The sequence below is a fragment of the Arthrobacter sp. N1 genome (assembly GCF_048288285.1).
GTDB lineage: Bacteria > Actinomycetota > Actinomycetes > Actinomycetales > Micrococcaceae > Arthrobacter_D.
Genome location: NZ_CP102608.1, coordinates 3,574,977 through 3,593,657 on the forward strand (window position 1 = coordinate 3,574,977; position 18,681 = coordinate 3,593,657).

At 70.2% G+C, this 18,681-nt stretch carries 16 protein-coding genes; 5 read left to right on the top strand and 11 right to left on the bottom strand.

The genetic code is table 11. The features are described 5' to 3' along the window. Positions 1 to 70: 70 nt before the first annotated feature. Complete coding sequence (locus NVV32_RS16700) at positions 71 to 856, top strand: class I SAM-dependent methyltransferase (RefSeq protein ID WP_422390922.1); 786 nt, start codon at positions 71 to 73, stop codon at positions 854 to 856. Positions 857 to 927: 71 nt separating this feature from the next. Next, a complete protein-coding gene (locus NVV32_RS16705) occupies positions 928 to 1,329 on the top strand; it encodes an STAS/SEC14 domain-containing protein (protein WP_422390923.1) in 402 nt (133 codons plus the stop codon). Positions 1,330 to 1,344: 15 nt separating this feature from the next. Here NVV32_RS16705 and NVV32_RS16710 read toward each other — a convergent pair whose 3' ends face one another. Next, entirely contained in the window at positions 1,345 to 2,829 is a 1,485-nt protein-coding gene (locus NVV32_RS16710) for an MFS transporter (RefSeq protein WP_422390924.1), read from the bottom strand. A gap of 88 nt (positions 2,830 to 2,917) precedes the next feature. On the opposite strand from NVV32_RS16710, the gene NVV32_RS16715 reads away from it, so the two are divergent. Beyond that, positions 2,918 to 3,478 (top strand): TetR family transcriptional regulator, encoded by a 561-nt coding sequence (locus NVV32_RS16715; RefSeq protein WP_422390925.1) that lies wholly within the window; start codon positions 2,918 to 2,920, stop codon positions 3,476 to 3,478. A 58-nt stretch (positions 3,479 to 3,536) separates the two neighbouring features. Here NVV32_RS16715 and efeB read toward each other — a convergent pair whose 3' ends face one another. From efeB to NVV32_RS16745, 6 genes are all read right to left on the bottom strand, one after another. Then, the gene (gene efeB, locus NVV32_RS16720) at positions 3,537 to 4,811 is read right to left on the bottom strand and encodes an iron uptake transporter deferrochelatase/peroxidase subunit (protein WP_422390926.1); all 1,275 of its coding nucleotides are present in this window, start codon (positions 4,809 to 4,811) and stop codon (positions 3,537 to 3,539) included. A 5-nt stretch (positions 4,812 to 4,816) separates the two neighbouring features. Beyond that, a complete protein-coding gene (gene efeO, locus NVV32_RS16725) occupies positions 4,817 to 6,019 on the bottom strand; it encodes an iron uptake system protein EfeO (RefSeq protein ID WP_422390927.1) in 1,203 nt (400 codons plus the stop codon). After that, positions 6,016 to 6,867 (bottom strand): iron uptake transporter permease EfeU, encoded by an 852-nt coding sequence (gene efeU, locus NVV32_RS16730; RefSeq protein ID WP_055766233.1) that lies wholly within the window; start codon positions 6,865 to 6,867, stop codon positions 6,016 to 6,018. Before efeU ends, efeO begins: the two co-directional genes overlap by 4 nt. A gap of 207 nt (positions 6,868 to 7,074) precedes the next feature. Then, on the bottom strand, positions 7,075 to 8,514 hold the full coding sequence (locus NVV32_RS16735; protein ID WP_422390928.1) for a phytoene desaturase family protein: 1,440 nt from the start codon (positions 8,512 to 8,514) through the stop codon (positions 7,075 to 7,077). A gap of 42 nt (positions 8,515 to 8,556) precedes the next feature. Further along, positions 8,557 to 9,651: a lipid II:glycine glycyltransferase FemX gene (locus tag NVV32_RS16740; RefSeq protein ID WP_422390929.1), complete on the bottom strand. Its 1,095-nt coding sequence runs from the start codon at positions 9,649 to 9,651 to the stop codon at positions 8,557 to 8,559. Between the two features lie 146 nt (positions 9,652 to 9,797). Then, the gene (locus tag NVV32_RS16745; protein ID WP_422390930.1) at positions 9,798 to 11,093 is read right to left on the bottom strand and encodes a glycosyltransferase family 87 protein; all 1,296 of its coding nucleotides are present in this window, start codon (positions 11,091 to 11,093) and stop codon (positions 9,798 to 9,800) included. 372 nt (positions 11,094 to 11,465) lie between these two features. Here NVV32_RS16745 and NVV32_RS16750 point away from each other — a divergent pair, with 372 nt between their 5' ends. Next, a complete protein-coding gene (locus NVV32_RS16750; protein ID WP_422390931.1) occupies positions 11,466 to 12,551 on the top strand; it encodes an inositol-3-phosphate synthase in 1,086 nt (361 codons plus the stop codon). A 166-nt stretch (positions 12,552 to 12,717) separates the two neighbouring features. Here the strand turns inward: NVV32_RS16750 and NVV32_RS16755 are convergent, their stop codons facing one another. The 4 genes from NVV32_RS16755 to NVV32_RS16770 all read right to left on the bottom strand — a co-directional run bounded on the left by NVV32_RS16755 (position 12,718) and on the right by NVV32_RS16770 (position 17,124). Next, positions 12,718 to 14,385, bottom strand: coding sequence for a formate--tetrahydrofolate ligase (locus NVV32_RS16755; RefSeq protein WP_422390932.1), 1,668 nt, complete (start codon positions 14,383 to 14,385; stop codon positions 12,718 to 12,720). 27 nt (positions 14,386 to 14,412) lie between these two features. After that, the gene (locus NVV32_RS16760; protein WP_055766214.1) at positions 14,413 to 15,192 is read right to left on the bottom strand and encodes a phosphatase; all 780 of its coding nucleotides are present in this window, start codon (positions 15,190 to 15,192) and stop codon (positions 14,413 to 14,415) included. Positions 15,193 to 15,248: 56 nt separating this feature from the next. Further along, on the bottom strand, positions 15,249 to 16,496 hold the full coding sequence (mshA, locus tag NVV32_RS16765; protein ID WP_422390933.1) for a D-inositol-3-phosphate glycosyltransferase: 1,248 nt from the start codon (positions 16,494 to 16,496) through the stop codon (positions 15,249 to 15,251). 253 nt (positions 16,497 to 16,749) lie between these two features. Then, entirely contained in the window at positions 16,750 to 17,124 is a 375-nt protein-coding gene (locus tag NVV32_RS16770; protein WP_157365703.1) for a hypothetical protein, read from the bottom strand. Between the two features lie 386 nt (positions 17,125 to 17,510). On the opposite strand from NVV32_RS16770, the gene NVV32_RS16775 reads away from it, so the two are divergent. After that, on the top strand, positions 17,511 to 18,647 hold the full coding sequence (locus NVV32_RS16775; protein WP_422390934.1) for a DUF418 domain-containing protein: 1,137 nt from the start codon (positions 17,511 to 17,513) through the stop codon (positions 18,645 to 18,647). The last annotated feature ends 34 nt before the right edge of the window (positions 18,648 to 18,681 follow it).

Genomic DNA, 18,681 nt, shown 5'->3' on the forward strand with positions numbered 1-18,681 from the left:
CAGGGAGTCCTTTCCTGCGACAATACTTGGCTCCGACGGCGGGAAGGCCCGGCATCGGTACCCTCTTCCTATGCTCAGACTCGTCGACCAGCTCAGAATGGTGCCCGAGGTCGCGCGCCTCGCGGTGCGGACGCCCCGGAATGCCGCCGTGGCCTGGGAGGGCTACTGGAGCAGGGTCCGCACCACGGGCCCCGCGGGCGAGGTCCTCTGGGACGCGGAGATCGGGCCGGAGGCGGAGCAGTACGCCGCTGTCATGGACGAGTTCATGGACCGGTCGATGCCCGTGATCGACGTCGGCTGCGGCAACGGCCGGTGGTCGCGCTGGCTGTCCCGGCGCTTCCCGCAGGTGCTCGGCGTCGATGTCTCGGCGAGTGCCGTGCAGCGGGCCGGGGAGGAATCGGAGGGCGTGCGGGGCGTCGACTACCGGACCCTCGACCTCACCGTGCCCGGCGCGGGCCGCCTCCTGCAGGCCGAGTTCGGCGACTCCCACGTGTTCGTCCGCGGCGTGTTCCACGTCCTGCGGCCGAAGCAGCGCGAACAGCTGGGCCGGAACCTCCGCGACGTCGTCGGAGCACGCGGACGTGTCCTGCTGACCGAGACCGACTACCGGGGCACTCCCCTGTCCTACATGCAGAGCCTTGGGGCGAGGCCGGGCAGCATCCCGGCCCCGCTCCGGCGGGCCATCGGCAGCATCCCCGTGCCCGGGCACTTCGGGCCGGCCGAGCGGCGGGCAGCGCTGCCGGACAGCATCTGGACGGTACTGGCGGATGGCCCCGCACTCATCGAGGCAATCCCGATGAGCGGCAGGACGACGACCAGCATCCCGGGTTATCTCGCTATGCTGGGGTCCCGCTGATCCTTGGTCTCACGGGGGTACCCGGGGCCGCTCGGCCCGGGAGCGTCAGCGGCATCACCAGGAGGTGGGCCATGCCCGCAGAACGCATCGACGGGGACAAGGCGACCCTCGAGCTGCTCCCGAACGGCATCCTCCATCTCGAGTGGGACCGTGACTGCACCATCACCACCGAGGACGCCGGCTTCGCGATGGCCGCGGTCAACGCCCTGGTCGGAGCCGAGGGCCACCCGATGCTCGTCGACATGGAGACGACGAGGACGGTGACGCGCGGTGCGCGCGCGGTCTTCGCGATCCCCTGCTCGGCGTCGCGCATCGCCCTGCTCGGCTCCTCGCCGGTGGACCGCATGCTCGCCAACTTCTTCCTGGGCGTGAATTCACCGCCGTGTCCCACGAAGTTCTTCACCTCGCGGCACCTGGCGGTGGCCTGGCTCCAGAGTGCCGCCGACGGCCAGGCGCATCCGGCGAGCGCCTGACCCCGGCCCGCCGCCCTACCCGAGGTGGGCGGGCTCGCTCGAGGTGGAGAACTCGTTCCTCGCGACCCTGATCATGAACCACGAGACGGGCGAGGCCAGCGCGAGCGCCACGGCCGCGGCCAGGAAGACCACAGAGTACCCGTCCACGAGGGACTGCAGTCCGCCCGCGGCGCCTTCGGCCGTACCGACGCCCGCACCCACCGTGTACAGGGCGGTGAACACGGCGGTGCCGATCGAGCCACCGATCTGCTGCGTCGCCGTGACGGCTGCACTGGCCACGCCGGAGTCCCTCGGAGCGATCCCGAGCAGGGCCACGTTCTGCAGCGGCACGAAGATGAAGGCGAGCCCGATGCCCAGGAGGAGCTGCGCGGGCAACACCTCGAGCGCGTAGGAGCCGCCCACGGTGATGCGGCTGAGCAGCAGCAGCCCGGCGGCAGCGATCAGCGGGCCGACGGTCATGAGGATCCGGGGGCCCACCTTCGGCAGGAGCCGTGACACCACGCCCGCGCAGAGGATGATGGCCGCCGTCATCGGCAGTGAGGCCAGTCCGGACACCAGGGGACTCATCCCGAGCACGATCTGGAAGTAGAGCGTGAGGTAGAGCAGGGCGCCCAGCAGGGCCGCACCCACGGCGATGGAGGAGAGGTACGCTCCCGCACGTGCGCTGTCCGTGATGATACGCAGCGGGAGCAGCGGGTGGGCCGAGCGCGCTTCCACGAGGAGGAACAGCGCCAGCAGGACGACGCCGAGGGCGAGGAAGCCGAGGGTGTCCAGGCGGACCCAGCCGGCCTCGGCACGCGAGAAGCCGTAGACCACGGAGGCGAGCCCGAGGCTCACGAGCACGGCGCCCGGCACGTCGTAGCGGGTGCTGCCCTCGGCCCGGCTCTCACGGAGCACCGGGATGCCGACCGCGATGGCGACGACGGCGATGGGGACGTTCACGAGCAGGCACCAGTGCCAGCTGAAGTACTCGGTCAGGACCCCGCCGAGCAGGAGCCCGACCGCGGCACCGCCGCCGGCGATCGTCCCGTACACCGCGAAGGCCCGCACGCGATCACGCCCGCCGGGAAAGGTCACGGAGAGGATGGCGAGCGCAGCCGGGGCCAGCAGCGCGGCGAAGGCGCCCTGGAGGCCCCGCGCCAGGAGGAGCGTCTCGCCCGAGGTGGCGATCCCGCCGAGGGCCGAGGCGAGGGCGAAGCCGCCCATGCCGACGAGGAACGAGCGCTTCCTCCCCCAGAAGTCGGCGATCCGGCCGCCGAGAAGCAGGAGTGCGCCGAAGGTGAGGGCGTAGAGCGTGACCACCCAGCTGCGGTCACCGTCCGACATCCCGAGTTCGAGCTGGGCCTGGGGCAGGGCGATGTTGACGATCGTGCCGTCGAGGACGACGGTGAGCTGGGCCAGGGCGACGATCGCGAGCACGAGCCAGCGATTGGCCGGCGCTCGGACGGGATCGACGTCCGGTGCTGCCTGGGCCGTGGGGCCCGAGGGTGGGGTGGTCATGGAGCTCCTCAGAAGTGGTGTCGTCTCGAGGGTAGGGTCAGTTCCGGAGCAAGTCAAACGAACTGGTTCGTTTGGTTATACTCGAAGGATGCACTCGACGACGGACGTACGGTCCCGCATCCTCCTGGCCGCCCGGGGGGAGTTCGCCGCCTACGGCCTGGCGGGAGCGAGGATCGACCGGATCGCGAAGTCGGCGAGTGCCAGCAAGGAGCGCCTCTACGCGCACTTCACCGACAAGGCGGCGCTGTTCCAGGCCGTCCTCGACACCAACGCGGCGATGTTCCACGACGCCGTCGTGCTCGACCCCCGGGACGTGCCGGCCTTCGTCGGCGCAGTGTTCGACCACGCGCACGACCAGCCGGACATCCTCCGGATGCTCACGTGGGCCCGGCTCGAGGGCGTGGACTACGACCTCCCGGGCGGCAGCGATCCCGACGTCAAACTGCAGGCGCTGCGGCAGGCGCAGGAGCTGGGCCACATCGACGCGTCCTGGGCGGTGGAGGAACTCCTGCCCCTGCTGTTCGGCGTCGCACAGGCATGGGTGCAGGCTCCGCTGGCGGCGCACGCGAACGCGCGCCGGACACCCCTGGCAGCCCACCGGGCCGCTGCGGTCGACGCCGCCCGGAGGATCATCGGCTCCGCCCGGTGACGCGCCCCGCCGGCTGCACGATGACGGTGCCGGCCGACGGGATACCCGAGGGAGGCGCTCAGGCCTCGAAGAGCCGCGCCCCCACATAGCTGCCCTCGGCGGCTCCACCCGGAACCGCGAAGATCCCCGAGCCGATGTGGCGGATGTACTCGTTGAGGATGTCCGATCCCGCGAGGCTCGTCTGCACCGGGATGAACGACCGCTCGGGATCGCGCTGGAAGCAGATGAAGAACAGGCCGGCGTCGAGGCGACCGAGGTCGTCGTTCCCGTCCACGTAGTTGTAGCCCCGCCGGAGCATGCGGGCGCCGCCGTTGCTGTCCGGGTGGGCGAGGCGCACGTGCGAGTGCTCGGCGATGATCGGCTGGCCGCCGCTTCCCGGCATGGTGAAGTCCGGCGCCGTGAACTCGTCACCGCCGGACAGGGGTGCACCCGACCCCTTGGTCCGCCCGATGGAGCGCTCCTGCTCGGACAGGCGCGTCCGGTCCCACGGCTCCACGTTCATGCGGACCTTGCGGGAGACGAGGTAGGAGCCACCGGCCATCCAGGCCTGGTCGTCCCCCTCCGCCACCCAGACGTGCTCGTCGACGGCTGCCGAGTCCTCCGCCTTCACATTGGCGGTGCCGTCCTTGAATCCGAAGAGATTGCGGGGGGTCACCTGTGCAGTGCTCGTGCTGGACGTGCGGCCGAAGCCGAGCTGGGAGTACCGCAGGGAGGCGCGGCCGAAGGCGATGCGGGAGAGGTTGCGGACGGCGTGCACGGCCACCTGCGGATCGTCCGCGCAGGCCTGGATGCAGAGATCGCCGCCGCTGATGCGCTCCTGCAGCATGTCCCCGGCGAAGGTCGGCAGCTCGGTGAGCACCCGTGGACGGCGGTCGGCGATCCCGAAGCGGTCGGTGCCGTCCGCCGTCGTGAACAGCGTGGGGCCGAAGCCGAACGTGATGGTCAGACCGGTGGGGCCGAGGTCCATCGCCTCGCCCGTGTCCTCCGGCGGCGCCTCGTACGGACCGGCGTCCGGCGCGAAGTCACCCGCGCTCCCGCCCTGGCTCATCCGCGCAGCGGCCGAGGTCCAGTCCTCGAGCAGTCCGATCAGCTCCTCGCGGGAGATGTCGTCGACGTCGAACGCCACGAAATGGAGCCGGTCCTGCGCAGGCGTGGTGATCCCGGCCTGGTGCTCCCCGTGGAAGGGGTAGGACAGGACATCGGGGTCGGGGGGGCTCGCCGTCGCCTCGGGGGTCGCCCGTCCGGCGGCCACGCCCGCGCCCACGCCGGCGGCCGCGGTCACGCCGGCGAGCGACAGCGCACGACGGCGGGAGATGCGGAAGGTGCGTGCCATGGCCGCTATCCCAGCAGGGTCGCGGTGATGCGCGAGAGCGGTTCGCTGAGCGCGTTGACGCGATCGGACAGCGCCTTCACGTCGTCCGGGGAGAGCTCTCCGTAGGAGGCGTAGGCGATGTCGCGCTGTGCGGCGTCGGGCGCGCTCGTGCGGTGCTCAGCCAGCTCCGCGGCCAAGGCGTCGAAGTCGGCATCGAGGGTGGTCACGAGATCCGGGTCCTTGGCCTCCAGGAGGTCGCGCAGTCCGTCGACGAGCACGCGCGCACCCTCGACATTGCCCTGGAAGTCCCACAGGTCGGTGCCCGACCAGATCTCCTCCTCACCGGTGACCTTCCCGTTGGCCACCTCGTCCATGAGGGCGATCGCCCCGTTGGCCAGCTGGTCCAGCGAGAGCTCGATGTCCTGGATACCGGCGTGCAGCGTCGTCGTGTCCGCGACGAGCTGGGCAGCGACGGCCTCGCGCTCGGTCTGCGTGAGCGGCGTGGACCCGGTATCGGCGGGCGGCCAGAGGTCCTTCTCGATACGGTGCCATCCGGTCCACTCCTCGCCCTCGGCGAGATCCGCCTCGCGGTTGTCCAGCCGGGGATCGAGGTCGCCGAAGCTCTCGGCGACCGGCTCCACCCGCTCGAAGTGCATGCGGGTGGTCGGGTAGAGGCGCCGCGCCTCGTCGTCGTCACCCGCCGTGTACGCGGCGGCGAAGTCATCGGTACCGGTGAGGAGCTGGTCCACCTGGTCCTTCACGTACGCCCTGTAGTTGGTGACCGCGGCGTCGATCTGCGCCTGCTCGTCACCGGAGGGCTCGACCACCGTGCCCGAGTCCGTGACCGTGAATCCGGCCCGGCCCACGCCGTCGCCCACCATTCCCGGCTTGCAGACCGTGTAGTAGGAGCCCGGCTGTGCGTTGACCACGAGGTCGCGGCTGATGCCCGGTCCGATGTTCTCGACCTCCGACACGATGCGCAGGCCGTCCTCGGCGAGCAGGTAGAACTCCGTCACCTGGTCCCCGGCGTTGGTGATGGCGAAGGTGAGCGGACCGCTCTCCGCCGTCGACGCCGAGACGGCGCACTCGTCGGTGGTACTCGTGACCGTCAGGCCGTCGGATGCACCGTCGGGTGACTCGGCGGACGCGTTGGGCGTGCAGGCGGTCGCGAGGAGGATGCCGCAGCCCGCTGCGAGGGCAGCCGGCAGGGAGAGGCGGGCGGTGGTCACTGGACTCCTTGGGGAAGTGGGTGCCGGACGGCGGCGGGCGCGGCGGACCTGCGCATGCTCTGCCGGATGAAGAGGGTCATGGTGGGGATGACGTAGAGCAGCCAGGCGATCCCCTCGAGCCAGGTGGTCGCGGGTGAGAAGTTGACGGTGCCCTTGAGCAGCGTCCCGTACCAGCTCGACGGCGGGACCGCGGCGCTGACGTCGAACATGAGGGAGTACAGGCCGGGCAGCATGCCGGCTTCCTGGAGGTCGTGGATGCCGTAGGACAGGACTCCGGCGGCCACGACGATGAGCATGCCGCCCGTCCAGGTGAAGAACTTCGACAGGTTGATGCGGAGCATGCCGCGGTAGAACATCCACCCCAGGACGACGGCGGAGGCCAGTCCCAGCGCGGCGCCGAGGATGGGCTGGGTGGTCTGGCCGGTCGCCTGGACGGCCGACCAGATGAAGAGCGCGGTCTCGAGCCCCTCCCGCCCGACGGCGAGGAACGCGACGACGACGAGGCCCCTGCCGCCACCTGCGAGGTGGCGGTCCACCTGGCCATGCAGTTCACCGCGCAGGTTCCTGGCCGTCCTCGCCATCCAGAAGACCATCCACGTGACGAGGCCGACGGCGACGATCGAGAGGGAACCACCGATGGCCTCCTGCGCCTCGAAGGTCAGGCCGTACGTGCCGTAGGTCAGGAGCGCACCGAATCCGAGGGACAGCGCCGCGGCGAGCGAGACCCCGAGCCAGATGCCGGGCAGCAGGTCCCTGCGCCCGATCTTGACGAGGTAGGCCACGAGGATCACCACCACGAGGGCGGCCTCGAGGCCCTCGCGCAGGCCGATCAGGTAATTCGCGAACATGGGGTGGCTTTCTTGCCGGGAAGGGCCCGTCAGCAGGGCAAGGCAAGCATAACCTAACAAAGGGGCCGGGACGGGCCCACCTCACCCCTCGGCCCGCCCGCACGGTACCCGACGAGCTGCGGGTCGCGAGCGGCGCGCCTCGGCACCGGCGAAGCCCGCCGGGCCGTCACACGAACCGACCGGTCGTCACGTCAGGGGTGGAGCGGGTCAGAGACCGAGGTCCGGCACCGGAAGGCCGAATTCCCGCCGGAGGGCGAGTTTCGCGGCGTTGAAACCGGCCATCCCGTGGACGCCGGGACCGGGCGGCGTGGATTGGGAGCACAGGTAGACACCCTGCAGCGGCGTGGCCCAGGGTCGGATGGAGGGCACCGGACGGGCCACGATCTGCCGCAGGTTCACCGCTCCGCTGCTGAAGTCGCCTCCCACGTAGTTCGCGTTGTAGGCCTCGAGATCGCTCGCCGTCGTCGTGTGGGTGCGGACGATGACGTCCCGGAAGCCGGGCGCGAAGCGTTCGATCTGCGAGGTGACGGCCTCGGCCATGTCACGGGTGGAGCCGTGCGGGACATGGCAGTACGTCCACAGGGTGTGCCGGCCCCCGGGCGAGCGGGTCGGGTCGAAGGACGACGGCTGGGAGAGGAGCACGTAGGGACTGTCCGGGTGCACGCCCTGGTTGACCTGCTTCTCCCCCGCGACGATCTCCTCGCGCGTGCCACCGAGATGGGCGGTCCCGGCCCGTCGCAGGTCCGGATGCGTCCACGGCACGGGCCCGGACAGGATGAAGTCCACCTTGCAGGCTGCGTTCCCGTAGGTGAACGCCTCGAGGGCCCTCCGGTAGGGACCGGTCAGGCGGCCGCGGGCCATCGCCTGGAACGTCGTGGGGGCGACGTCGAGCAGGACCGCCCGGGCCCCGGACACCTCGGCGAGGGTGCCGATCCTGCTTCCCGTGACCAGCTCCCCGCCGTGGCGCGTCACGTCGAGGGCCAGGGCGTCGGCGATGGCCTGGGACCCACCGACGGGGATCGGCCAGCCGACCGTGTGCGCCAGGAGGTTCAGCACCAGACCCGCTCCGGCCCCGGTCAGGGACGGGAGCGTGCCGACGGGATGGGCCATCACCCCGGTCACCAGCGCCTTCGCCTCGTCCGTCCGGAAACGGCGGTTCCAGGTGGGCAGGCCCTGGTCGAGGACCGAGAGGGCGAACCGAAGGGCTGCCCCCGGCTTCTTCGGGATCCGCACCACATGGTTGAGGGTGAAGGCGAGGATCGCCTGCTCGCGATCGCTGAGCGGCTGCACGAGGCGCCGGTAGGCTTCGCCGTCGACACCCAGCCCGGCAACCGTGCGCTCCATGCTGCGGTGCGCCACCCCGGCCCGGCCGCCGTCGAGCGGATGGGCGAAGGACACGTCGGGGACGGCGAAGCCGATGCGGCGGCTGAGTTCGAAGGCCCGGAAGAACGGCGACGCGAGCGCCATCGGGTGCACGGCGGAGCAGACGTCGTGGAGGTGGTCCCGTTCCATCAGGTCGAGCGATCGGGAGCCGCCGCCGATGGTCGCGGCGGCCTCGTGCACCCGGACCGACAGTCCGGCGCGGGCCATGACGACGGCGGCTGCCAGCCCGTTGGGACCTGCGCCGACGATCTCGACATCAACCATGGGGACTTCCTCTCCTGGCGCCGCCCGGCCGGTCCGCCGGGCTCATGTGCTCTCGGTGGTCGCTCCGCTGCGCCGGGTCCGCACCCGTCCGGACACCCGCGCCGCCACCCGACGGGCGACAGCCGGTGCCGCCCGTCGGCCGCGCAGCAGCACGGAGACGGCAGCGTAGCGTCCTGGCCGCAGCGGGATGTCGTAGGTGGTGGGCACGACGACGACGTTCTTGGAGAAGTTGCGCTTGAAGGTGGTGACGTTCGCCAGCGACGGGTAGTTCTCGCTCTCGATCCCGGTGAGGCCGCAGGCGGTGTTGCCCCCCGCCTTGAGCGTCCGGAAGGCTTCCCACAGGAGCAGGTAGGGCGCGAAGGTGGTGCGGGCCGCGTGGGTGCTGCCGGCGAAGTAGTAGACGGCGTAGCCGCGGTACTCGGTGGTGATCAGCCAACTGAGGGCGGCATCGTCCCGGTAGGCCACCATCAGCCGCAGGTGGTCGCCGAGGACGGAGAGCAGTGTCTCGTAGTAGGACGAGTCGAAGGACTGGAATCCGTCGCGTTCCGCGGTCTCCTGCATGATCGGGAACAGTTCCCGTGCGAAGACGGTCTTCCATTCCTCACGAGGAATATGACGGACGGACACGCCGTTCCGCTGCGCCCGGCGGATACTGTTCCGCGCGTTGGGGCGGAAGCTGCGGAGGAGGTCGGCTTCGGACGGCGTCAGGTCGACGACGATCTCCCGTTCGTACCAGCCGTGTTCGATCGGACCGGTCGCCGGGGACTGCAGGGTCGCCACCTGCATCCGGACGTACAGCGGATCGATCCCCGGATGATCGCGGAACTGCTCCCGCACCGTCTCCATCAGGACCTTCTCGGCGGCAGGGGTCCTGTCAGCGAACCAGACAGGGCCGTTGACGGAGACGACGGACTCCCGGGAGCGCCGCACCACGTGCACATAGCCCGCGAGCGCCACGAGAGCGCCCGCTGGGTCCTCGTAGGCCCAGATACCGAGTGCCGCGCGTCCGAGCGCGCGCTCGAATTCCACCCAGTCCGGAGTCTGCTCGAGCGGGATCGGCACGTCCGGATGAGCGGCGGCGATCGCGTCGAACGCAGCCCGGTCGAGGGGGCGAGCGGTCAGGGATGGTGCAGTCACTGATGGTCTTCCGATGGGAGTCGTCTCGTCAGGGGTGTCCGCCGGCCGGTCGACACCCCGTCGCGCCGATGCCGGGAGGTGTCCGCGCGGTCCGGCCAGCCTATCGGAGCAGAGCGGACGGCACGGCGTCCGGGCCCTCGACCGGATCATCCCGGCCCCGTCGTCCGCCGGCGCCACCCGTGGTGCAGTGTGAAGCGGTCCTCGGCGTGATCGAACGGCCCGCCCTGCGGATCATCGATGCCGATCCGCCGGACCACGTCCTCGGAGGGCGTGGCCACCTCCCGGACGACGACCAGGAGAACGTATGCCGTAGCAAGAATATGGGCGATCACCGCACAGGCGTACGCACCCAGCCCCAGATTGTGTTCCGCCGCGCCTCCACTGGTCATGCCGCCGAGGTACAGCCACACGGCCCACCAGTGCAGCACCTCGACGAGCTGCCACACGAGCACCACCCGCCACCGGGGGACGGCCAGCGCCAGGAGGGGTACGAGCCACAGAGCGTACTGGGGCGAGTAGACCTTGTTGCACAGGACGAATGCCCCGACGATGAGGAGGGCCAGCTGTGCGAGGCGCGGGCGGCGGGCTGCGCGCAGCGTGAGGACGGCGACGCCCAGGCAGGCCAGGGCGAAGAGGACCACGGCCGCGATGTTGATGGCGGCGGGTGTGAGGGTGGGCGCTCCCGACTCCCGGGCCAGTGCGTTGTACACGTACCACCCCGAGGAGAATCCTGCGTCGCGGTCCTCCGAGAAGGTGAGGAAGTAGGCCCACGCCGCGCGGTCCCGCAGGAGGAACGGAACATTGACCACGAGCCACGCGAGCGTTGTGGCCGCGGCCGCCAGGAGGAACGGCCGGTACCGCCCGGAGCGGATGGAGAGGACGAGGACCGCCCCGAGGATCAGGACGGGGTAGAGCTTGACCGCTGCGCCCAGCCCCCAGAGAGTGCCCGCGAGGAGCGGGCGCTCACGGGCGAAGGCGAGCATCCCCGCCGTCGCGAGCACCACGGCCCACAGGTCCCAGTTGATGCTGCCGGAAAGGATGATGACGGGGGCGACGGCGACGATGGCCGCATCCCAGGGTCGGCGGGACGCCAGGCGGAGGGTCGCCAGGACGGTCAGGATCCACACGGCTGCCAGCAGGACCATGTTCACGTCGAAGTACAGCAGGGTCTTCGCAGTGAGGTCGGTGCCGGTCGCGAGGGCGTCGACCAGGACGGCGGTCCCCGAGGCCAGCAGGCCGAGGAGCACGGGGTATTCGAAGAGCGCTCCGGGTGTGACGAACGGCAGCACGCCCTCGCCGAGTCCCCGGCTCCGGTACAGCTCCGTCCAGTCCGAATAGCAGGCGCGGTAGAAGTACTCGGGGGAGGACCAGCCGGCCACCCGGCAGGGATTCTTCACGACGACCGCCAGGACGGCGGAGCAGACTGTCAGGAGGATCAGCACGCGGGGGACGGTGAACCACCGCGGAGCCACGCGTCCCGGGTCGGCGTGGCGCCCGAGCGGACCGCCGGCTCCTTCGGTCAGCGGTATCAGGAGGTGGTCGGACCTGCTCGGGACACTGATGCGATATGGCCCTCGCCTGCCTGTCCCGGAGCTCATGCGTCGAGCCTAGCCGTCCCGTGGCGACGACCGGTGGCGCCCCTCGACGGGCAGGATCCACGGTCCACCAGGAGGCGCTACAGCACGACCGCCGAATGGCGAGGAATGGCACGGCATACATCGGCGTTATGAACTGAACGTAGACTGGCATTTCCTGCCGACCGCGCCCAGGGTGATGACGGCCGGGGCATATTCAACGGGCTTTCGAGGAGAACTGTGGGACAGAACCCCATTCGCGTGGCAATCATTGGAGTCGGCAACTGTGCCGCGTCGCTGGTGCAGGGAGTGCACTACTACCGGGACGCGGATGCGTCGGGGGCCATCCCCGGCCTCATGCATGTCGAGTTCGGCAAGTACCACGTGGGGGACGTGCAGTTCGTGGCGGCGTTCGACGTCGACGGCAAGAAGGTGGGCCACGACCTCGCCGAGGCCATCGGAGCGAGCGAGAACAACACCATCAAGATCGCGGACGTGCCGCCCACCGGCGTGATCGTCCAGCGCGGTCACACCCTGGACGGCCTCGGCAAGTACTACCGCGAGACGATCGTCGAGTCCGACGAGGAGCCCGTGGACATCGTCGCCCAGCTGAAGGCCTCGAAGGCCGACGTCCTGGTCTGCTACCTGCCGGTCGGCTCCGAGCACGCGGCGAAGTACTACGCCCAGTGCGCGATCGACGCCGGCGTCGCCTTCGTCAACGCCCTCCCCGTCTTCATCGCCGGCACCAAGGAGTGGGCGGACAAGTTCACCGAGGCGGGCGTCCCGATCGTGGGCGACGACATCAAGAGCCAGATCGGCGCCACCATCACCCACCGCGTGATGGCGAAGCTCTTCGAGGACCGCGGCGTGACGCTGGACCGCACCTACCAGCTGAACGTCGGCGGCAACATGGACTTCAAGAACATGCTGGAGCGGGACCGCCTCGAGTCGAAGAAGATCTCCAAGACCCAGGCCGTGACCTCCAACGTCAAGGCCGAACTGCGCGCCAACGACGTGCACATCGGTCCGTCGGACTACGTGGCCTGGCTCGACGACCGCAAGTGGGCCTTCGTGCGCCTCGAGGGACGCAACTTCGGCGACGCCCCGGTATCGCTCGAGTACAAGCTCGAGGTCTGGGATTCCCCGAACTCGGCCGGCGTGATCATCGACGCGATCCGCGCGGCGAAGATCGCCCTGGACCGCGGTATCGGCGGCCCCATCCTCTCCGCCTCGAGCTACTTCATGAAGTCGCCGCCGGAGCAGTACGCCGACGACATCGCCCACGAGAAGGTCGAGGCCTTCATCCGCGGCGACATCGACCGCTAGGCCCGGCCGGAAACCGCCAGGACCAGCAGCACACCGGAAGCCGGGACGGCGACGTCGTCCCGGCCTCCGGTGTGCCGACCCCGTCCGTGGTGCATCCGCGGGATGGCGGGAGTCCGCGCCGCTCCGCGGTTCAGGAGCGTGGCCGGCACCGGTTGGCCGGCGGTCCTCAGAACAACCCGACCGCGTTCCCGTCGGCGTCGACGTCCATCCGGAGTGCCGCGGGCTCCCTGGGCAGCCCGGGCATCGTCATCACGGAACCTGTGAGCGCCACGATGAATCCTGCACCCGTCTTCGGGATGAGGTCCCGGACGTGCACGGTGAATCCCTTCGGCGCCCCGAGCAGGGTGGCGTCGTCGGAGAACGAGTACTGCGTCTTGGCCATGCAGACGGGAAGCCCCGACCAGCCGTTCGCCTCGATCTCCTTCAGGCGCCGCAGGGCGGGAACGGAGAAATCCACGCCGTCTGCCCCGTAGATCTCCTGGACGATCGTCCTGATCTTGTCCTCGACCGGAAGGTCGAGGTCGTACAGATGGGAGAACGTCACGGGGCGTTCGAGCGCCGCGAGCACCGTCGCCGCGAGGTCGTCGCCTCCCGGACCACCACCGCCCTGACCCCAGACGTCGGCCACCGCCGCGTCGATCCCCTCGCCCGCACACCACTCCATGAGCCAGTCGAGTTCCTCGTCCGTGTCGGTCCCGAACCTGTTGATGGCCACCACCGGAGCCACACCGAACTTCTCGACGTTGCGCACATGGCGGAGCAGGTTGGCGGTGCCCTCGCGCAGGGCGTCGACGTCGGGAGTGGCGAGGTCCGATGCCGGGACCCCGCCGTGCATCTTGAGCGCACGGATGGTCGCGACGACGACAACGGCGTCCGGCGCCACGTCGGCGACGCGCGCCTTGATGTCCATGAACTTCTCGGCACCGAGATCGGCACCGAACCCGGCTTCCGTGACGACGATGTCCGCGAGGCTGCGAGCCGTCCGGGTGGCGATCACCGAGTTGCAGCCGTGGGCGATGTTGGCGAAGGGTCCGCCGTGGACGAGGGCCGGCGTCCCCGCGATGGTCTGCACGAGGTTCGGCTTGATCGCGTCCCTGAGCAGCAGCGCCAGTGCTCCTTCGACCCCCAGGTCCCCGACGGTGAGCGGCGCGCGATCGAACGTGTACCCGAACGTGATCGCGGCCAGGCGTGCCTTCAGGTCGTCGAGGTCCCGTGCGAGGCAGAAGACCGCCATGATCTCCGACGCCACGGTGATGTCGAATCCGTCCTGCCGCGGGGTGCCCTGCGCCGGGCCGCCGAGGCCGATGACGACCTCGCGGAGCGCGCGGTCATTGACGTCGAGGACGCGCTTGAAGGTGATCCGGCGAGGGTCGATGCCGAGTTCGTTGCCCTGGTGGATGTGGTTGTCGATCAGCGCCGCGAGCGCGTTGTTCGCCGAGGTGATGGCATGGAAGTCACCGGTGAAGTGGAGGTTGATCTCGTCCATCGGCAGCACCTGCGAGTAGCCCCCGCCGGTCGCACCGCCCTTCATGCCGAGCACCGGACCCAGGGACGGCTCACGCAGCGCGATCATGACGCGCTGCCCTGCCCGTGCGAGGGAATCGGCCAGCCCCACCGTGCAGGTGGACTTCCCCTCGCCGGCCGGCGTCGGGCTCATCGCGCTGACGAGTACCACCCTGCCCGGCGCCCGGCCGTCGTCGGGCAGGAGGCGCGGGTCGATCTTGGCCTTGAACCGTCCGTGGAACTCGAGTGCCTCCCGGGGGATCCCCGCGGCATCGGCTATGTCCTCGATGGGCTTGACCGCAGCGGCGCGGGCAATCTCAAGATCGCTCATGCAGCCAACCTATCAGCGGCTCCTGCGTCAGGCCGCCGGGAGCCCTGCGCGTTCCAGGACGTAGGTGATCAGTGGATCGTAGAGGCCGGGGCAGACGTTGTCGTCGAGCGGCACGGCCACCTCGAGCTGGCCCTGCGCCTCCGAGACGAAGAGCCCGGGGTCGTTGCAGTCGGCGAAGCCGATCGTCGGCAGCCCCGCACTCGCCGCCTGTCCGGCCCAGCCGTGGTCGGCAACCACGAGGTCGGGCAGGCCTGCGGGATCCAGGGCCAGCGTCTCGAGGCTGAGCCGCATCGGCTCCGGCAGGTGGGTGTGCATGAGGCCGCCGTGCTGGTGCCAGACGAGCACGCCGAAGATCTGCCGGATGTCACCGGCCCGGAAGCGCCTGCCCTCGGGTACCCGCACCACGGTGGCGCCGACGGCCGCGGCGGCGTGCGCGAAGGCCGCGTGGACGGGCAGCAGGCCGGCCGGGTGACCGGTGGCGAAGAGGATACGTTCCTTCCGGTGGGCGGCTGCACCCAGCCGATCGGCGAAGCGGTCGAGCGCCGCCACGCACAGCAAGCCGTCGATGGTGTCCTGTCCCTCGACGAGGTTGCGGTCCGCGCTCGTGCCCACGCGCTGGTGCATGAGGTCGAAGACCTCGTCGTAGTTCCACTCCCGGGTGAGGGCGACGCCGAACTCGAGGTTCTCGTTGCCCTCGAGGAACAGGCGCATGTGCCGCAGGTTGTCCTGCCGGGGTGTGGCCACGTCACCGGTGATGCGGACGGAGTCGAGGTAGGCGGCGAGCTCGGCGGGATTCACGCTTCCCATCCTAGGTCGGCGGGCCCGGCCGGATGGGCTGCCGGTACAGGGTGGGACTGCCGGGTTCAGCGTGTGGTGGCGGCAGGGAACCGATCGACGGCGGTGCGATAGCTCTGTGCGGTCAGCAGGGCGGTGCGCTGCCACCCGAAAGCCAGCGCGTGGGTGGCAGCACCGCGGCCGAGCCGCTCCCGCAGGCCGTCGTCGTCGTGCAGGCGTTCCAGGGCATCCGCCCACCCATGAGCCGAGTGTCCGTCCACGAGGAGGCCGCTCCGGCCGTCGCTGATCGCCTGCGGGAGCCCGCCGACGTTCGCCGCGATGACGGGCGTACCGCAGGCCTGGGCCTCGAGCGCCACGAGACCGAAGGACTCGCTGAAGGACGGCATGACGACGGCGTCCGCCGCGCGGAACCACTGCGCGAGGTGCGCGGCGGTGACCGGAGGGTAGAGGCGGATGTCCTCGGTGAGGCCGGCGTCGTCGATGAGCGGCTGGAGGGCGAGCGCCTCCGATCCACTGCCGGACCCGAGGATGCTCACCACCAGTCGGATGTCCGGACGGCGGCGGCGGAGTTCGGCGGCGGCGGCCACGAGCACCTGGGGGCCCTTGAGCTTCTGGATCCGGCCCGCGAACACCACGTGGAACTGCTCCGGAGGAAAGGCCAGTGCCGCACGGGCGGCGGTGCGGTCCCCGGGATGGAACGTCGAGAGGTCGACGCCGGGAGCGACGACGTCGATCCTGCCCGGTGAGGCCCCGTAGAGCGAGACGAGTTCTGCCGCCTCCGTGCTGGTGTTGGCGATCAGGCGGGCGGCGCCGTCCACGATGTCCTGTTCACCCGCGGTCCTGGCCGCGGGCTCGGGCGCTCCGAGCGCCTTCATGCGGAGATCCTTCACCTTGGCCATGGTGTGCATGGAGTGCACCAGCGGAAGGCGCATCTCACGGCTCAGGGTCAGGCCGACCACCCCGGACACCCAGTAGTGCGAATGGAGGACGTCGAAGTGACCGTCGGCCAGGAGGTCGGCGACGTCCGTGATGGCGTCGGCGAACGTGTCGGTCAGGCCGGGCAGCGCCTCCTTCGGGATGCGGCGACGGGGCCCTGCCTCGAGGTGGTGGACCACGACGCCGTCGCCGAGTACCTCACGGCTGGGCCGTCCCTCGCCGGCTTCCCGCGTGAAGATCTCCACGTCGATCCCCACCCGCGCGAGTTCCCGCGCCGTACTCCTGACGTAGACGTTCATCCCGCCGGCATCGCCCCTGCCGGGTTGCTCGAGCGGGGAGGTGTGCAGGGAGAGCATGGCTACGCGCCGGACGGCGGACACGCTTCCTCCCTTCCGACCGGCGGTGAGGGAGGAGCCGGTCGAGTGACCCTCAGACCCTATAACGCCCTGTTCGCGCGCCGAATTCCGGGCCCGGACGGCAACGCGACCGTTGCGCCCGACCACGGCGGAAGCCCGCGCCGGAAAGCGCAGGCTTCGCTCGTGGTGAGGGCGTCCGACGCCCGCCCCGTGACGGGGTGGACCGGACAGGATCGCTGCGGTGACCGCTGAACCCGGCCATCCCCGCGGACGGACGTCATTTGATGTAGAGCATGTGGCTCGGCTGTTCGAAGCGCAGCGAATCGTCCCAGGGACCGCGGGACTGGCTGCCCAGGATGCGCCCCCAGAGCGTGAGACCGTTCCGCCACCTCGCGAGCAGGCGCTGCACCTCCTGGCGACGGTGGAACCCGGGCATGGGCTGGGCTGGTCCGCCGGGCAGGTCCTCCGGGAGTGGATCCCGGGCGACATCGACGAGCGGCGTGAGTGATCCACTCATGATGAAGTCACCCCGGGCGGGAGCAGGCTGCCGTGGTGGAGGTGCGAGGGCGCGTGCCTCCGCGGCCGCCGACTCGAGCGGTCCGGAAGCTGATTGTTCGTCGAATTGGGCAGGGACGGGCCGTGAATTGGGCATGACAGACTTTCGAGGAATGAATTCGGGCAGAAAAAGCCGCGACAAAGGGAATTCAGGAAGAAGATACGAGGAAGCCGCGCACGGGTGCGGGTCGAGGCGGGAGTCGGCCGGCTACTGCCGGTACGCGGGCTTCCTAGTGCGAACGGACAACGAAGGCGGGATCGGTTCGCGGCGTGTAGGTCCTGCCGAGCATGGTATTCACAATCTCCACCTCCATTTCTTCGATTGCACGTGGGTCCGTGCGGTCGGGGCGACACTCGACAATCGAGTTGGGAAGCCCCAATGGCACATCTGCAAAGCTACCGTATGAATCACGCTCCGGCATAGCCCGTCAGCGGAATTAGTTGTAGGAATTCTGGAAAGGGCGGAATTGTGTGTCAGACCGTATGACGACGTCGGTCCGCGTCCCGGAGATCGACGCGCTCCGCGGGCTGGCACTCCTCGGGATCCTGATGGTGAACGTCTGGTTCTTCACGGACCCGTCCGGCCCGCGGGGCGGTCCGGCGGAAGGCCCGGTCCCGGTCCCGGACCAGGCGGTGCGGTTCCTCGTCGCGACGTTCGTCGAGGGCAGGTTCTACCTGCTGTTCTCGCTGCTCTTCGGCTACGGCTTCGTGGTGCAGCGGGACTCGACAGCGCCACACACCGTCCGGGTGGTCGGCCGGAGACTCGCCGCCCTGGGCGTCCTCGGGTTCCTGCACGGTCTGACCCTGTTCTACGGGGACATCCTGGTGACCTACGCGCTTGCGGGGACGCTCCTGCTCGCCACCCGCACCATGACGACGAGAGCGAGGTGGGGAACTGCCGCCGCCATCACCGCGGGGGTCTCGCTGCTCATCATCGGATCGGCACTCCTCGTCCTGGCCGCCGGACCTGCGGGAAGCGGGGCGGCCGTCATCGGACCGGGGACCGCGTCGGACACGCCCGGCGAGGCCTTCACCGCCAACGCCGGCATGTACGGTGCACTCCTGCCGTCCGTCGTCCTGTTCCAGGGGCCCCTCGCCCTCGCCGCCTTCCATGCGGGTGCCGCCCTCGCGGAGCGGGGCGTCCTGCGGCCGCACCCACCGTCGCGCCGCGTCCTCGTGCGCGTGGCCGTGGTGGCTCTGCCGCCGGGCCTGGCCGTCTCTGCCCTGCAGGCCCATCTGGGCCGGCAGGGCGGCGAGGGGCTGTCGCTGCTCGCCACCGGCCTGTCGGTCGCGGCCTCGCCGCTGGTGACGATCGGATACGCGGCGGCCTTCCTCCTCCTGCTCCGCAGCCGGCCGGGGCGTGCGCTCGGCAGGGTGATGGCCAATGCGGGCCGCATGTCGCTGAGCAACTACCTCGGGCAGTCGGTGATGCTGTGCCTCGTCTTCACGGGCTACGGTTTCGGCCTGGCGGACCGGATCCCCGTTCCGGCGGTGCCGGCGGTCGTCGTCGGGCTCTACGCACTCCAGCTGGGCGCGAGCCACCTCATCCTGGCGCGGTTCGGTACCGGCCCGGTGGAGGCGGTGCTGCGCCGGTTCGTGCGGCGCACCCCGGCGGGCTGAGCACCCGTCGGTGCACGACGGCGACGGCTCCCGA